This is a genomic window from Actinomadura sp. GTD37, assembly GCF_041951365.1.
GTDB lineage: Bacteria > Actinomycetota > Actinomycetes > Streptosporangiales > Streptosporangiaceae > Spirillospora.
Map to the genome: position 1 here is coordinate 117,790 of NZ_JBGNUS010000012.1, position 15,384 is coordinate 133,173.

Genomic DNA, 15,384 nt, shown 5'->3' on the forward strand with positions numbered 1-15,384 from the left:
CGCGTCGGATTCGGGCACCGTCGCAGGGGACCGCAGGAGGCGGCCCGCCCGGACGGCGAGTAGGAGATGTTACGGCCCCCGGACGTCACGGCGCGTCAACCGCCAGAGCCCGGGTGTGTCTCCGGCCCGGCTGCTACCCGGCCGCCTTGGCGGCGGCCTTCTGCTCCTGCTTGAAGGCCCGCACCCTGGCCAGCGACTCGGGACCGGTGATGTCGGCCACGGAGCGGTGCGAACCCTCCTCGCCGTAGGCGCCGGCGGCCTCGCGCCAGCCCTCCGGCCGCACGCCGTACTGCTTGCCCAGGAGCGCGAGGAAGATCTGGGCCTTCTGCTTGCCGAAGCCAGGGAGGCCGTTGAGCCGCTTGAACAGCTCCTTGCCGGTGCCGACGTCCTTCCACACCTTCTCGGCGTCCCCGTCGTAGTTCTCCACGAGGTACCGGCACAGCTGCTGGACGCGCTTGGCCATCGAACCGGGGTAGCGGTGGACGGCCGGCTTCTCCGACAGGAGCGCGGCGAACCGCTCCGGGTCGCAGGCGGCGATCTCGTGCGCGTCCAGGTCGTCCGCGCCCAGCCGCTGGACGATCGTGTAGGGGCCGGAGAAGGCCCACTCCATCGGGACCTGCTGGTCGAGCAGCATGCCCACCAGCGCGGCCAGCGGACTGCGTCCGAGCAGCTCGTCGGCTTCCGGGCGCTGTGCGAGGTGAACCTTCGTGGCCATGGGGCCAGCTTAGGGCGGCCCCGAGATCTGTCAGAAGTCTTACGCGCGCCGCAGGACCCTGGCGGCGGCGACCCCGCGGTGCTCGAATGAAGAGGTGAACGAGGAGGAGCGAAGGGAAGGCAGCCCCGTCGGGCGGAGGGTGGTCCTGGGGATGCTCGGCCTCGGCGCGGCGGGGGTCGCCGTGGGAGCGTCCGTCCAGGACAAGGTGAGCCGGACCCTGGCGCCGGTAGGACCGATCGGTGATGTCCTGCCGGCCGCGGGCGGGTTCCGCTACTACTCCGTTACCGACAGTGTGAAACGACACCGCGCCGCGACCCATCGCGTGGCCGTTAGTGGCCTCGTCGAGAGGCCCCAGGCGTTCCGGCTGGCCGATCTGGCACTGCTTCCGCAGACCGTCCTCGACCGCGACTTCCAGTGCGTGACGGGCTGGCGCGTACCGGACGTGCACTGGGTCGGGGTCGCCCTGCCCGACCTCCTGGACGCGGTGGGCGTGTCCCCGCAGGCACGCGCCGTGCGGTTCACGTCGTTCGACGGCGTCTACACCGAGTCGCTCACGCTGGACCAGGCACGCCGCAGGGACGTCCTGGTGGCGACCCAGATGGACGGCAAGCCGGTGACACACGACCACGGCGGGCCCACGCGGCTCTACGTGGCGCCCATGTACGGCTACAAGTCGCTGAAGTGGCTGGGCGGCATCGAACTGACCGGCAAGGTGGAGCCCGGTTACTGGGAGAACCTCGGTTACGACGTGGACGCCTGGGTCGGACGATCGAACGGGCGTGACGATGCGCCGACATGACGCCCCCGGATGGATCGTCCGGTTCACGCGGGCTGAACGGTCGATCCACCACGTGACCGCGCTGCTGATGCTCGCCTGTCTGCTGAGCGCCGCGCTGCTCTACCTGCCGGTGCTGTCCACGCTGGTGGGCCGCAGGGAGATGGTCAAGACCGTCCATGTGTGGTGCGGGTTCGCGCTGCCCGTGCCGGTCGTGCTGGGCCTGGTGTCCCGTGCGTTCAGAGCGGACCTCGGGCGGCTGAACAGATTCGCTCCGCACGACTGGGAATGGCTGAGACGCGGCGACCGGAGGGCCGTGCGGGGCGGGCGCGGGATCCTGCCGGTGGGGAAGTTCAACGCAGGGCAGAAGCTCAACGCGGCGTTCACGGCGGGCGCGATCCTCGTCATGCTCGGCACGGGCGAGATCATGACGTTCCCGAACCCCTGGGGCGACCGGTGGCGGACGGGCGCCACGTTCGTCCACGACTGGCTCTTCCTCGTCATCGTGGTGGTGACGGCCGGTCATCTGTGGGAGGCGCTGAGGGACCGCGACGCGCTCAGCGGCATGCTGACCGGGCGGGTCGGCCGCGACTGGGCGGCGCGGCATCACGCGGGCTGGGCCGACGCCGAGCGGGCGCCCGAAGCGCGTCCGGAAGAGGCCGGGCCGGAATTTGCCAAACGACCTCCCGGCATGTCTTGACTCTCCCCGCAAAAGCGCTGGAATGGGACATCGAGGCGGGGTTCTCGCGGAAGCTCCCACCAGGGTCGGTCCGTGCCGCGCTTCGTCTCGGCCGGCGGCGTTCCCGTCCGCCGGAACCCCGTGCGCGGAGGTGTGCGCAAGATGCCTGCACTGGCCGGTCACCGAAGCGAGACACGCGACACGCTCGCACAACGGCTTTGCGACGAGTTCGCTACCTTCCCCTCGGACGCGGTCCAGCGATGCGTGGCCGACGTCCAGGCTTGCATGGCCCACCTAGGGCTGGAAGCAACGCCCGCCAGAGTCGAACGGATGGCGCGCGAGCACCTCACCGGAGTCCTGAAATCGGAGCCGCCGTCTGGGCGGGCCTCCGGCGGAGGGGTGGACGGCTGAGCGGTCCCCCTGGCCCGGGGCACGGGCAAGGCGCCGGACGGCGCCTTCTTCGGCCGTGTCCTGGACATCGTCCGCGCGGGATCTGAGAGGCTAGAAGGGTGAGTCCCCGCAGCCGCAACCGCTCCTCCGGGGATCCTGCCCGGGACGACCCCCCGGACGAGGTCTCGGCGATATTCGACGGCATGCTCCAGCACGCGCGCGAACTGCTCGCCGTGCGCAGCCCCCTGGACGCGGAACTGATCGTCAGCGAGATCCTCGGTTCCTGGTGGGGGCACCGGGTTCCGGACGGCGACGTCGAGGAGGTCATAGGCGAGGCCCTGGCCGACTACGCGGCGGCCGCCGGGACGCCCGCCGCGCTGGCGCTGCTCACGGGGATGGCCTACATGGGCACCCCCAGGCAGGCGGCCAAGGCGGAGCGCGCCGCGCTGGAGTTGATGGCCGGCGGCGTAGCGCGACCGGGGTGGGCCGACCGCGTGGGGATGGTCGAGCCCGAAGGGTGCTTCGTCTCCAGGGACGTCTACGGCGACCAGGACTCCATCGTCTGCACCTACACCTATGGCGGCACCGAGCGGCACGCCCTGGTCATCCTGGTCGACCGCACCAAGGCGGGGGCCGTCCAGCCCGCGCGCGACCCGTTCGCCCCCGCCGCGCCCGCGGGGCTTGCCCCGGTGAGCGGGATGGTCAGGGACGCGTGGGTCTCCTCCCGGGTCGACACCCTCCTCGACCACTGCCGCCGTGAGGGCCGCGACAACCCGCTCATGCGGTTCGAGGAACTCGACCCCCGCGACACCAAGGCGCTGCTGCAGAGCGCCCTGGACCTCACCGACGCCATCGACCACCCCCCGGTGAACGACAATTTCGGCACTTACCACGCCTTCGTCCGCGCGCGCGTGGACATCCTCCCGCCGGGCGGGCGGCTGCCTCAGCCGCCGGTGTACGGGCGCGACAGGCGCGCGACGATCGCGGCCCGTTTCCTCGCCTCGGACGAGGCGGAGGGGCTGTCCGACCTTTCCGCGGCGAGCCGTTGCGTGGACCGCATCATCGACTACGGCTGCACCCACGACTTCGGGCGGCCGCTGCGGGTCTCCCCGGTCAAGTGCGAGATGTTCCTGCTCGACTGGCTTCCGAGAAAGGTTCTGCTCTCCCCGACGGAACAGGAAGCAGTCCCCCACGTCCTCGCCGCCTGGGTCCGGTGGGCGGGCGGGCGCACCGGCCTCCCGGAGGAGGGCGTCAGGGCCACCTTGGACGCGCTCTGGGACGCCACGGCGAAGTTCGCCGAGGCGTACCGCGATCCGGCCGCATTCGGCCTCGACAGAGACCTGGTCACCCGGCTGCTGCCCGACGGCGACCTGGAGGCCCTCCCCCGCCGCGCGTTCGCCCTGCCCTTCCTGTCGGGCACCCACCGGCGATCGGGGCGGCACGGGTTCGTCGACCTGTCGAAACTCGATCCGGCCGATCCCGACGACCGCCGTACCATCCTGGAGTTCGAGCACCCGGGCGCCGACGAAACGCACCTCGACGCGCACGAGCGCCTCACCGAGATGCTGTGGGACGGCCGGCCCACGCAACTGTGGACGACCGCCCAGGCCCTGCTGGACGTCGGCTACGAACGCCACGAGATCCTGCACAAACTCATCGGCGTCCTCGACCGCTCCGGGGACGACCCGGACGCCCTCCGCGAGGCCCTGCGTGTGCTTCGTCACGAACCTCCGCCCGGGTGAACTCCCGGTTTGCGCGCGGCGTCCCCGGCGACAATCATCGGGACCCGGGCATGGTCTCGGGGTCTCGCGGGCCCGGGGCCCGGCCCCCGGTCGTAGGGAGTGATCTTGTTGGAGTGGTCCGAGTTCGCCCGGCGGCTGGGACGTGAGCTGGCGGGGCTCGAGCGCGACACGATCCTCATCGTGCGCGAGCGCGAGGAGAGCCGTCACTACGTCCAGGCCATGCGCGAGCCCGACCGGCTCTATGCCGAGGCCGTGAGCAACAACTTCCTCGACGGGCCGCTGCTGCTCACGGTGGCGGACGAGGAGGTCATGAGCGACGCGGGCTGGCGCCCGCCCGTGGACCCCGCCCCGCGCAACTGGTGGACGGAACTGCCGGCGGCAGGCGTCCCCGGCGGGATGCTGAGCGTGACGGACGGCGACTACTCGCGGCTGGCCGACGTGATGGTCACGGCCCTGCGGGACGTCCAGGGCGTCCGGCGCCCGTCCGACCTCGTGTACGAGTCGTTCCACCGGCACGGGACCGGCCTCGTCGAACTGCTCGACTTCGGCATCGACGTCGCCGACCCGTCCCGCGTGAACAAGCGGCGGACCACGTCCGGCGGCGCGCTCCCCGAAGCGGACCCGCTCTCGGCCGTCCCGCCCCCGGCGGGGACCCCGATGCCGCCGCCGGCGGAGGGGCCGCCAAGCGCGGACGCCGACCACCTCGAGCCCCGCCTGGCCGAGGCCAAGGCGAACGGCGACAACACCGGCTACTTCAGGCTGCTGGCGGACGCCGACCTGGTGCTCCCGGCGTCCGCGTCCGCCGTGGAGGACCCCGACCGCGCCGAGTTCCCCACCATCGTGATCGGCGGCGACACCTACGTCACCGTGTTCACCTCGCCGGGCGCCCTCGCGCGCACCGGCGACCGGCATCCCGGCCTGTACCGCCGCACGTCGTTCGCCCGGCTGGCGTCCGGCTGGCCGGATCCGGCGTGGCGGGTGGCGATCAACTGGGGCCTGCCCAGCGAGGTGCTGCTCGACTCGTCCGTCATCGGCCGGCTGACCGGCGGCCAGGACGCGGCGCCCGCCACCGGGATGGACGCGCCCAACCCGTACGGAACGGTCGACCCGCACGCGCTTTCAGGGCCGAACCCCGTCGCCGGGGGGTCGAGCCCTGGTCTGAACGGCGCCGTCCCCGGCATGAACGGCTCGGAGCCCGAACTGAACGGATCGGAGCCCGAGCTGAACGGCTCGGGGCCTGACCTGAACGGCTCGGGGCCTGACCTGAACGGCTCGGCCCTTGGCGCGGACGACCCCTACGACGACTCGCATACGGCGGTCGACCCGTACACGGTGGCCGACTTGAAGGCGGCACTGGACGCGGGCACCGCCGAGCCGGGGTCCCGCGAACCGGAGACCCGCGAGCCGGCGGCGGCCGCCGGGCCTCCCCTGGGCGCGCCGACGGACAGGCCGGGCCCCCAGCCACCGAACGAGCAGCCACCGGTCGGCCAACCACCAGTCGGCCAACCACTGGGCGGGCAACCACTGGGCGGGCAGGCGCCGGTCGAGCCGCCGCCGAGCAGGGCCCCCGCCCCTGAGCGGCAGCCCGCGGGCGTCCCGATGCGGCCTCCCCATGGGACGCGCCTCTGGCGGTCCGCCGGAGACGGCGACGAGACGCCGCTCGCGGTGTACGACGCCATAGGCGGTGTCTGGGCACAGGTGAGGGCCGACGCTGTTCCGGCTCCCTGGACCGAGTGACGCGCCGTTCGACTACCGTCGAGTACGGAATCCTCGCCCCGCGGACGTGAAAGTGGATCCCGAGTGGACTGGAACGACTTCGCCAAACGGCTGACGCTGGAGCTCTCACGGCTGCCGGTCAAGTCGTTCCTCATCGTGCAGGGCCCGAGCGGGCTGCCCTACGTCCAGGCGATGCGCTCCGAGGGCGTGCTGGACGCGGAGGCCGTCGGCAGCGCCTTCCTGCCCCGTCCGCTGGCCCCGCGGCAGGAGCGGCGGCTCAGGGCGCTCGGCTGGGAGCCGCCGGACGAGGAGGAGCGCAAGAACTGGTGGGACCGGTTCACCTGGCGTGACCGGGGCGGCCGCGCCTCCGCCGAGTACCTGGAGGCGTGCGCCCTGCTCGCCGGGCAGGTGGTCGGCGCCTTCCGCGACGTGTACCGCATCGAGTCCCCGCTCGAACTCGTCTACCAGGCGAGCAAGGCGGGGCCGGATGGCGGGCCGCTCGCGCTGCCCGGCCTCGGCATCCCGCTGGCCGTGCCCGAGGACGCCGGCCGCCGTGCCGCGTCCTCCGCGCGTCCTGCCCGGCCCTCCGGCTCCACCCTGGAGGCGGCCCTCACCGACGCCCGGGAACGCGGTGACCAGCACGGCTACCTGGAGCTCCTCGCGCGCGCGGTCCTGTACCTGCCGTCGCCGGGCGAGCCGGGGGCGGCCGGGCACCAGTTCGCCACGGCCCAGTTCGGGGACGGCACGTTCGTGTTGGCGTTCACCTCCCCCGAGGCCATGGACCGCTCCCTGCAGGGGCAGGCCGTCCACCACCGCGAGGCGTCGCTGGCGGAACTGTCGCGCCGCTGGCCGCATCCCGATTGGCAACTCGCCGTCAACCCGGGCCTGCCCAGCGCGTGCTACCTGGACGCGAACGCGCTCCTTGAGCCGGAGGAGTCCCGCGAGCCCGCCGCGCCCGTGCCGCCCGTGCCACCCGTGCCCACGGACGTCCATGTGGCGGGCCCGACGTCCCGTCCCCGTCCCCGCACCCGCACACGCGGCGTCAAGCCGCCCCGAACCGGCGCCGGGCGGCAGGCTCCGAGACCGCCGCAGAGCCCCGAACCGGCGCGGGGTCGTCCGGAGGCATCCCCGGCGGCCGGCGCGCCGCCACAGGCGCCCACAGACCCGCGCGGCGGCTCCGCCGCGCCGCCGCCGCCCGTGCGCACGCCGCGGCCCCCGGCGCCCGCCGCTCCGGCCCCGGCAGCCGCCGCCCCGGCTCCGGCGCCCCCTCCCGCGCCCCGGGCTCCGGCGCCCGCGCAGCGCCCGGCGGCGCCCGACCCGCGCCACCAGGCTCCCGCCGCGCGACGCCCGGCACCCGCCCCGCCCGCGCCCGCTTCCCCTGCACCCATTCCATCTGCAGTTCCGCCGCCACCAGCCCCGCCTGCACCCACTCGTCCCACACCCACTCGTCCCACACCTACGGCGCGTCCGCCTGCGCCCGCGCGGTCTCGACCGGAGCCGTCCCCGGGGGCCAGGAAGACGCCGAGCGACCCGCACGGCCTCCCCGTCGCACCGCTCTACGGCCAGGGCGACCGCGACAAGACCGCCACCAGGCGGGAGACCGTCCCCGCCGACGCGCCGGCCGGGGACCTGGCGTCCGAGGACGTGCCGCGCGAGGGGCCGACCCAGGTCGTGGTCATGCAGAAGGTGGTGCGGCCCGAGCACGTGCAGCACTACCTGGAGGGCGGCTACGACCTCGTCGCCGGGTACGTGCACCGGCTGGACGACGTGGCCGAGATCAGATCGCCCGCATCGGTGATCAGGGCGCTCGGCCTCATGTACGAGGGGTCGCCCTTCACGCACGCGGACGAGCAGGTCTTCGTGATCCGGTGGCCGGCGGTGAAGCCGCCGCTGTTCCGCCGCCCGCTGGGCGGGATCGACGAGTGGAGCATGGGGATCATCCCGGGCGGATGGGTGATCGAGCGGGCGCCGTTCCCGGGGTCCGGGTACGCGCCCGGCGACGGTCCCGCCATCCCGGAGTTCAAGATCGAGAGCCAGCGGCTCCCGCACGGGGCCGAGCTGTACCGGCTGGACGCGCGCGGGGCGGAGTCCCTCGTGGCGGCGTTCGACGCCGATCTGCGCAGGTGGCTCGTGAAACTGCCGGGAGGACGCGGATGAGCATCCGGCACGGGTTCTACGCGGGCTGGCGCGGCGCCGAGTACGAGGCGAGCCCCGACGGCGACCAGGTGCGGCTCTACTCGCGGCGGCACGCCGACGGGTTCCGGCAGGTCTCGCCCGACCGGTACGTCCAGGTGGTGCCTCTGGCGGACGTCGACCGCGTCCAGTACGTGACCACGCACTGCACCTGGCGCAGCGAACCGTTCGTGGTGCTCGGCGAGCACGAGGGGTGGCTGCGGGTGGAGTACTGCGGCGGCAAGGCGCCGGTCGCCGAAGCGCTCGGGCTGGAGCTGTTCGACCGCGGCGTGTACCAGGCGTGGGCGTCCAGGCACGAGGTCGAGGACCTGCACGAGGAGACCGTCTGAACCGCCCCGGCCCGTGGTGCCGGCCCGTGGCGCGGGATCCGGTGACGCGAGGCCGGTGAGGCGCGGGATCGGTGATAGGTCTTGGACATGGCGGTCATCGACATCAACGCCGACCTCGGCGAAGGGTTCGGCATCTGGGAGCTGGGCGACGACCTGGCGCTGCTCGACGTGATCACCAGCGCGAACGTGGCGTGCGGGTTCCACGCGGGCGATCCGCTGATCATGCGCCGGGTGTGCGCCGCGGCCGTCGAGCGCGGGGTGACGATCGGCGCGCAGGTGTCCTACCGGGACCTGGCCGGTTTCGGACGCCGCGAGATGGACGTGGCGCCGCCCGAGCTGACCGCCGAGATCCTCTACCAGCTGGCCGCCCTGGACGGGATCGCGCGTACGGAGGGCGGACGTGTCGCCTACGTGAAGCCGCATGGCGCGCTCTACAACAGGGTCGGCCGTGACCCCGTCCAGGCGGGTGCGGTGGCCGACGCGGTCCGGGCGTACGATCCGTCGCTTCCGTTGCTGACCCTTCCGGGCTCTGCGGTGCATGACGTCGCCCATGGGCTCGCCGTGGTCGCGGAGTGCTTCGCCGACCGCGCCTACACGCCGTCCGGCGGGCTGGTGTCCCGCCGTGAGCCGGGGGCCGTCGTGCACGACGAAGAGGCGGTCGTCCGGCGCGCGGTCAGGATGGCCGTAGACGGCACCGTCGTCGCGGTGAACGGCGACGAGGTCGCGCTCAAGGCCCGTTCCATCTGCGTGCACGGCGACACACCGGGCGCGGTGTCACTCGCGCGGTCCGTCCGGTCGGCGCTGTCCGCGGCCGGTGTCGTGCTGGAGCCGTTCGCGTGAAGGTGCTGCGGGCCGGTGACGCGGCCCTGCTCGTGGAGACGGGCGATCTGGCCACCGCGCACCGGCTCAACGCCGCCCTCCGGGACGATCCCCTGCCGGGCATCGTGGACGTCGTGCCGGGCGAGCAGACCGTTCTCGTCGTGGCCGACCCGTCCGCAGACCTGGACGGCCTTGCCGCGCGTCTGCCCCGCATGCCCCTGCCAGATGACGCGGAGGGCGACGCAGAGCCGGTGGAGATCCCCGTCGTCTACGACGGCGAGGACCTCGGTGAGGTCGCCGACCTCACCGGTCTGTCGCGGGAGGAGGTCGTCCGCCGGCATTCCATGGGCGCGTACACGGTCGCCTATCTGGGCTTCTCTCCCGGCTTCGGCTACCTGACCGGTCTCGACCCGGCGCTGCACGTGGCGCGCCGCGCATCGCCCCGGACGGCCGTCCCCGCCGGGTCGGTGGCGATCGCGGGGCCGTACGCGGCGGTCTACCCGTCCCGGTCGCCGGGCGGATGGCGGCTGCTCGGGCGCAGCGGGCTGCGGCTGTGGGACGTCGCGCGGGATCCGCCGTCGCTGCTCCGGCCGGGCACCCGCGTCCGCTTCGTCCCCGAGGAGCGTTCTTGATCCAGGTCGTGCGGCCCGGACCGCTCGCGACCGTCCAGGACCTAGGCCGGCCCGGCCGCGCCCATCTCGGCGTCCCGCGGTCGGGCGCCGCCGACGAGCGCGCGTTCCGGCTGGCGAACCGGCTCGTCGGCAATCCCGAGGGCGCGGCGGGTGTGGAGCTCACGTTCGGCGGCGCCGCGCTGCGCTTCCGCAGGGGCGCGTGGATCGCGGTCACGGGCGCGCCCGCGCCCGTGCGGATCGACGGCCGCGCCCATGGGACGAATGCACCGTGCTTTGTGCCGGACAGTGCGTTGGTGGAGGTCGGTACACCCTCGTCCGGGCTTCGCAGCTATCTCGCCGTGCGGGGTGGTGTCGTCGTCGACCGCGTTCTTGGAAGCCGTTCGACCGACCTTCTGTCCGGCCTGGGCCCGGCACCGCTTTCGCCAGGCGACCGTCTGCCGATCGGTTCCGCGGAGGGCTTCGACGACATCAGCGTGGACGTCGCACCCGTGCCGTCCATACCGGCGACACCGGTGCTGCGCATCTTGCCGGGGCCGCGCGACGACTGGTTCACAGACGACGCGTTAGCGACGCTCACGTCCACGCTCTACGAGGTGTCGTCCGACAGCAACCGCGTCGGCGTCCGGTTGGACGGGCCGCCCCTCGTGCGCGCGCGTGAAGGCGAACTGGGCAGCGAGGGAGTGGCCACAGGCTCGATCCAGGTGCCGCCCAGCGGGCTGCCCATCATCTTCCTGGCCGACCATCCGACCACGGGCGGATACCCGGTGATCGCCGTGCTCGCCTCCGACGCCGTCGCGGGCGCGGCGCAGCTGAGGCCGGGCCAGAAGGTCCGCTTCCGCCTCTAGGACGGCGGTGCGAGGGTCAGGTCAGCGGTGCGGGGGCGGACCAGTCCAGGTGGGACACGTCGTTGAAACCGCGGATGGACGTCAGGTCGCCGAGCCGCACCAGCCGGGAGATCGACGCGTTGTCCGGGGCGAGGAACGCGAACGGCCGGGCGCCGGTCGCGGCGGCGAGCGCCTGGGCGATCACCCCGCCGTGGGTGAACAGAGCGATCCGGCCGCCGGCGTGGGCCGCCGCGAGCCGGGTGAGGCTCTCCTCGATGCGGGCGGCGAACCGGTCGCCGTCCTCCGCTCCGGGGATGACGTCCCAGCGCTCCTCGGCGAACATCCGCTGCGCCACCGGGTCGTTCTCGGCGACCTTCTGGCGGAACAGGCCGCCCTCCCACTCGCCGAGGTGGACCTCGCGCAGGCCCGCCTCGACGCGGGGCTCCAGGCCGAGGCGGCGGGCCAGGGGCGCCGCCGTCTCCGCGGTGCGCCGCAGGGACGTCACGTAGAGCGCGTCCAACTTCTCCTCCGCGAGGCGGTCGGCGACCCGTTCGGCCTGCTCGCGTCCCTCGGGGGCGAGCTCGGGGTCGGCGTGGCCGTCCACGAGCGGGAACGGCCGGTCGGCCCGCGCCGGCGCCGAGGCGCCGTGCCTGATCAGAAGCAGCTCGGTCGCGCCGTCCGGCGCCTTGTACCGCGTCTGCCGGTACTCGACCGGCTCCTCCCGTTCGTCCACGGACGGCACCCTAGAGGATCGCCGCGGACCGGCACCCGACCGGCCCCAGCGCGGGTCAGGTCAGCAGCGGGGCCACCCGGTCGATCTCGTCCTTGAGCGGCCCGGCCGGGACGTCCTCGAACGCGGTCACGGCCACACCCTCGTCCCGCGCCTCCCAGACGCCCGCCACACGGCCCTCGTGCAGCACCACAGGGGAGATCCAGCCGCCCGTACGGCTCACCTTGGCGCGATGCTCCGCCGGCACCAGATAGGTCGAACCCGTGCCCGCCCCCAGGACGTACTGGTCGAACGCGCCGAGCAACCGGACGGACGTACTGGGCGTGGTGGCGAGCAGGTCGTCGCGGTGCTCGTCCAGTACATACATCTGGACGCCCTCCACCTCCACTGTGGACAGGCCGTCCTGCGCTGCCTCGAACCAGTTTCTGACGTCCTTCTTCCGGCTCGTCTTGCGCGTCAGCCAGTTGTCGAACATGTCGGGTGTCGCGGGCCCGTGCGCGCCCAGAAAGGCATGGACGACGGTCCTGGCGGCGTCCTCCACCGGCGGCAGGCCCGTCCAGCCGGGCAGCCATCGTTCCGGCGAGGCGAACGTGACGCGGGTGCCCTGCGCCGGGCCGTAACACAACACGCCCCACCAGGCGAGCGGCTTGAGCAGGGTGCCCCAGCCGGAGCCCAGGACCTCGGCGAGATGCCGTGAGCCGGTCTCCTCGACGACGGCCTCGGTGAGTTCCTCACGGGTCAGCGCCTGGCCGCCCGCCAGGGCGACCGTGGCCGCGTCGGCGAAAGCCTCCAGATCGGCGGGCGTCGCCCCGAAGGTCTTCTGCCAACTGGGCTTCTCCCAGTTGCGCACGGTGGAGCACAACGCCAGGTACGCGGCGGCCTCATCAGCGGGGAGAAGATGCAGCGTGCCGCGCATGGCCCAGGTCTTGACGAGGGTCCGCTCGCCGAGCAGCGCCTCCGCCACGGCACCGCGTTCGGGGATCGCCTGCCGCACCGCCACCGAGAGTTCCGCCGCCGACGCCACCTGCGCCTGAAGACCCGCCAGCCGCCGCGCGACGTCCACCGCGGACGCCTCGCCCAGGGGGTCGATGTACTGCCGCCGCATCCGCCAGGCGAGGACCTGTCGCCACGTCACCGATGTCATGCCCCGATTACATCTCAGGCGACGGACATCGGTGCCGTCACGCCAGGCGGTGGGCGAGGTCGGCGAACGCGTTGCGGACGTCGTCGGTGGTGAGGAGGGTGAGGTCGTCGGCGGTGGCACGGTCGCCGAGGCCGGCCGCACGCAGCGCCCGGCACGCGCACGCCTTCTCGTAGATGGAGCGGGCGAAGCGCCCGTTGCCGAACTCGTCGATCCGGCCCGTCCCGCAGACCCGCTGGAAGACGAGGGCGAGGTCGTCCAAGGCGACGTCCTCCCACCGGTCCCCGCCCTGCTCGGCGATGAGCTGGGCGATGCGGAGCAGTTCGTCCGGCCCGTAGGAGGGGAAGGCGACGCGGATGTCGAACCGTGAGGCGAGCCCTGGGTTGGACGCAAGGAACCGGTCCATGTCGGCCTCGTAGCCGGCGAACACGATGACGAGCCGGTCGCGGTCGTCCTCGGCGCGTTTGAGCAGGGTCTGCACCGCCTCCGCGCCGAACGCGTCGCCGCCGGAGTAGCCCGGATTGCTCAGCGCGTACGCCTCGTCCACGAACAGCACGCCGCCGAGCGCCGAATCGACGACCTTGTTCGTCTTCAGGGCCGTCGCCCCGAGGTGCTCGCCGACGAGGTCGGCGCGCTGTGCCTCGACCACCTCGGGACGGGCGAGCAGCCCCGCCGCGGCGAAGATGCCGCCGAGCACGCGCGCGACGGTGGTCTTGCCCGTCCCGGGCGGCCCGGTGAAGACGAAGTGGCGCGTCGGCGGGCGGGTGACGAGGCCCTGCTCCTGCCGCATCCGGGCCACCTGGAGCTGGGCGGCGATCTCCCGGACCTGCCGCTTCACCGGCTCCAGCCCGATCATCGCGTCGAGGGAGCCGAGCGCCTCGTCCAGCGTCGGCGTCTCGGCGTAGCCGCGGTACCGCTCGGTGACCTCGGCGAACGCGGCCTCCACGTCCTCCGCGCGGAGGGTGACCAGGTCGTCGGCGCTCGGCGTGCCCGACGCGCCGGACACCGCGCCGACGACACGGACGTCCCGCGCGCGCGCCGCCGCCTCCATCAGTGACCGGACGAGCCGTCCGTTGCCCAGTTCGTCGACGATCCCGCGCCGCTCGACCTCCTCGAAGCGGGCGGCGAGCCGCCGCCGGGCCTCCGGATCGAGCCGGTCCTCGCGGAGCCCCGTGTGGTAGTCGGCGATCCGCAGGAGTTCGGACGGGCGGTAGGACGGAAAGTGGACGCGCGTACCGAAGCGGGACGCCAGCCCTGGGTTGGAGTCGAGGAACTCGGCCATCTGCGCGTCGTAGCCCGCGAGGATGATGACGAGGTTGTCGCGGTCGTCCTCGGCGCGCTTCAGCAATGTCTGGACGGCCTCGTCACCGAACCGGTCGGGTTGCCCTTCGGCGGAGTTGACCAGGCTGTAGGCCTCGTCGATGAACAGGACGCCGCCCAAGGCGGAGTCGACGAGCCGGTTGGTCTTGAGGGCCGTGGCGCCGAGGAACTCACCGACGAGGTCCGCGCGATGGGCCTCGACCAGGGCCGGCTCTGGCAGCAGCCCGAACGCGTAGAAGATTTTGGCCAGCACGCGGGCGACGGTGGTCTTGCCCGTGCCCGACGGGCCGACGAAGACGAAGTGCCGCATGGGCTTCTCGGTGGGCACACCGGCGGCGGCCCGCATGTGCGCGGCCTCGATGGACGCGGCGATGGAGCGCACCTGCCGCTTGACCGGCTCCAGCCCGATCATGTTCTCCAGTTCGGCGAGCGCGTCCGCGACGGAGATGGCCGGGGACGCGTCCGTACGGCGCTCGGGCGCCGGGCGCTCGGGCGCCGGGGCGTTCTCGGCGGCCTGCGCGGCGGCGCGCTGCTCGTGGGCCGTCTGCGCGGCCGCCGCCGCGGCGCCGGGGCCCTGCCGGTCGGACCGGCCCGGCCGGTCCCGCTTATCCGATTTGTCGGGCTTGTCCGGCTTGTCGACGTTCGACGGGTTCTTTCGCGGTCCCGGCACGGCGTCCCCCTTCGGGCTCGCCTGCTCCTGCACCCAGCCGGTCTCGTACGCCTCGGCGGGCACCGTGCGGCGGGCCCGGTCCCACCGGTAGGCGAGGACGGCCAGGGCGGCGGCCCAGCCGGGCGCCGCGTTCGCCTCCGGGAGCGGCTGGGCGGTCGCCGCCGTCGCCGCCCCGGCGGCGGCCAGTGCGAGCAGGGTCGTGCTCCACGGCGCGTACCCGCGCAGCCGGAACGCGACCACGGCCACGGGCAGGGCGAGCACCGCCAGAAGCAGCGTCGGACTCAGAAACGACAGGTCGTCGCCGTCCGGATAGAGCCGTCCCAAGGGCACTGACAGCGCGAGCCAGGAGGCGATGACCGCGACCACCGCCATGCCCGTCGGCGAGCGCAGCGTCAGGTGGACGACGACCAGCAGGACCGCCGTGCCCGCCGCGGCGGCCAGCGCCGGCCCGTCGAGGACGACCGCGGCGGCCGGCACCAGGGCGATCAGCAACAGCCCGCCCAGGAACCGCAGCCCCGGAGTGACGTGGAAATAGCGCACCCGCAGGCGCTCGAAAAGATCCCGCGCCGCGGCGTCCTTCGCCGGGCGGGAGCGGGACCTGCCGAACAAAGCCATCAGAAGCGAGTAAAGCGCAGGACCGCCCGGAACGGGACTCCCCGCGCGCGGTTCGTTGGTCCCCGCCCGGCCTGCCTGGAACGGGCCCGGCGCG

General features: G+C 73.4%; 13 protein-coding genes. 9 read left to right on the plus strand and 4 right to left on the minus strand.

Annotation, left to right across the window (positions count from 1 at the left end; all coding sequences use genetic code 11):
* Positions 1 to 133: 133 nt before the first annotated feature.
* The gene (locus tag ACA511_RS37615; RefSeq protein ID WP_375029502.1) at positions 134 to 715 is read right to left on the minus strand and encodes an HhH-GPD-type base excision DNA repair protein; all 582 of its coding nucleotides are present in this window, start codon (positions 713 to 715) and stop codon (positions 134 to 136) included.
* A gap of 94 nt (positions 716 to 809) precedes the next feature.
* Between ACA511_RS37615 and ACA511_RS37620 the strand changes: the two genes are divergently transcribed.
* From ACA511_RS37620 to ACA511_RS37660, 9 genes are all read left to right on the plus strand, one after another.
* Entirely contained in the window at positions 810 to 1,514 is a 705-nt protein-coding gene (locus ACA511_RS37620) for a molybdopterin-dependent oxidoreductase (protein ID WP_375029503.1), read from the plus strand.
* Positions 1,501 to 2,190, plus strand: coding sequence for a cytochrome b/b6 domain-containing protein (locus ACA511_RS37625; protein WP_375029504.1), 690 nt, complete (start codon positions 1,501 to 1,503; stop codon positions 2,188 to 2,190). Before ACA511_RS37620 ends, ACA511_RS37625 begins: the two co-directional genes overlap by 14 nt.
* A gap of 572 nt (positions 2,191 to 2,762) precedes the next feature.
* Entirely contained in the window at positions 2,763 to 4,301 is a 1,539-nt protein-coding gene (locus tag ACA511_RS37630; RefSeq protein WP_375029557.1) for a hypothetical protein, read from the plus strand.
* A 105-nt stretch (positions 4,302 to 4,406) separates the two neighbouring features.
* Positions 4,407 to 6,038, plus strand: a complete 1,632-nt coding sequence (locus ACA511_RS37635; RefSeq protein WP_375029505.1) for an SseB family protein — start codon at positions 4,407 to 4,409, stop codon at positions 6,036 to 6,038.
* Positions 6,039 to 6,101: 63 nt separating this feature from the next.
* A complete protein-coding gene (locus tag ACA511_RS37640) occupies positions 6,102 to 8,174 on the plus strand; it encodes an SseB family protein (protein WP_375029506.1) in 2,073 nt (690 codons plus the stop codon).
* A complete protein-coding gene (locus ACA511_RS37645) occupies positions 8,171 to 8,539 on the plus strand; it encodes a hypothetical protein (protein ID WP_375029507.1) in 369 nt (122 codons plus the stop codon). The genes ACA511_RS37640 and ACA511_RS37645 overlap by 4 nt, the downstream gene beginning before the upstream one ends.
* An 87-nt stretch (positions 8,540 to 8,626) precedes the next feature.
* On the plus strand, positions 8,627 to 9,379 hold the full coding sequence (locus ACA511_RS37650; protein ID WP_375029508.1) for a LamB/YcsF family protein: 753 nt from the start codon (positions 8,627 to 8,629) through the stop codon (positions 9,377 to 9,379).
* Positions 9,376 to 9,990 (plus strand): 5-oxoprolinase subunit PxpB, encoded by a 615-nt coding sequence (pxpB, locus tag ACA511_RS37655; protein WP_375029509.1) that lies wholly within the window; start codon positions 9,376 to 9,378, stop codon positions 9,988 to 9,990. The genes ACA511_RS37650 and pxpB overlap by 4 nt, the downstream gene beginning before the upstream one ends.
* Complete coding sequence (locus ACA511_RS37660; RefSeq protein ID WP_375029510.1) at positions 9,987 to 10,835, plus strand: biotin-dependent carboxyltransferase family protein; 849 nt, start codon at positions 9,987 to 9,989, stop codon at positions 10,833 to 10,835. The genes pxpB and ACA511_RS37660 overlap by 4 nt, the downstream gene beginning before the upstream one ends.
* Before the next feature lie 16 nt (positions 10,836 to 10,851).
* Here ACA511_RS37660 and ACA511_RS37665 read toward each other — a convergent pair whose 3' ends face one another.
* From ACA511_RS37665 to ACA511_RS37675, 3 genes are read right to left on the minus strand one after another with little or no spacing between them, the layout of a single operon-like run.
* Positions 10,852 to 11,547, minus strand: a complete 696-nt coding sequence (locus ACA511_RS37665; RefSeq protein WP_375029511.1) for a histidine phosphatase family protein — start codon at positions 11,545 to 11,547, stop codon at positions 10,852 to 10,854.
* A 55-nt stretch (positions 11,548 to 11,602) separates the two neighbouring features.
* Positions 11,603 to 12,688 (minus strand): winged helix DNA-binding domain-containing protein, encoded by a 1,086-nt coding sequence (locus ACA511_RS37670; protein ID WP_375029512.1) that lies wholly within the window; start codon positions 12,686 to 12,688, stop codon positions 11,603 to 11,605.
* Positions 12,689 to 12,725: 37 nt separating this feature from the next.
* Complete coding sequence (locus ACA511_RS37675; RefSeq protein ID WP_375029513.1) at positions 12,726 to 15,290, minus strand: AAA family ATPase; 2,565 nt, start codon at positions 15,288 to 15,290, stop codon at positions 12,726 to 12,728.
* Positions 15,291 to 15,384 lie beyond the last annotated feature (94 nt).